Annotated in this window: 1 protein-coding gene; it reads right to left on the bottom strand. The window is 41.1% G+C overall.

The genetic code is table 11. From position 1 onward, the window contains the following. Positions 1 to 560 (bottom strand): hypothetical protein (locus tag ACH30E_RS16885; protein WP_490847362.1); only part of this gene is annotated, 560 nt, incomplete at both ends.

The following is a 560-nucleotide window of genomic DNA, read 5'->3' on the forward strand; positions in this document are numbered from 1 at the left end:
GTGATATTATCGAATGTACCGCTCGTTCCTGTTACACTTGTTGCACTTACATTACCTGCTTCAACTGTTCCGGTTATACTTAAATTTGTTAAACCAGTTAAGTTACTGATCGTAGCATTCGTTGCACTTACAGTTCCCGCCTCTATCGTTCCAGTCGCACTTAAATTAGTTAAACCGGTCAGGTTAGTGATATTAGCTGTTGTAGCACTGATCGTATTAGAAGTAATATTGCCAGTAGCTGTGATGTTCTGGATATTAGCCAGATTAGTAATGGTGTTCTGAGTACCATCATTCAAGGTAGCGCTGATGGTGCCTCCTACGATGTTACCGGTTACAGTGATATTATCGAATGTACCGCTCGTTCCTGTTACACTTGTTGCACTTACATTACCTGCTTCAACTGTTCCGGTTATACTTAGATTAGTTAAACCAGTTAAGTTGCTGATCGTGGCATTCGTTGCACTTACAGTTCCCGCCTCTATCGTTCCAGTCGCACTTAAATTAGTTAAACCGGTCAGGTTAGTGATATTAGCTGTTGTAGCACTGATCGTATTAGAAGT

This window comes from Sediminibacterium sp. FW305-C-61 (assembly GCF_058231065.1).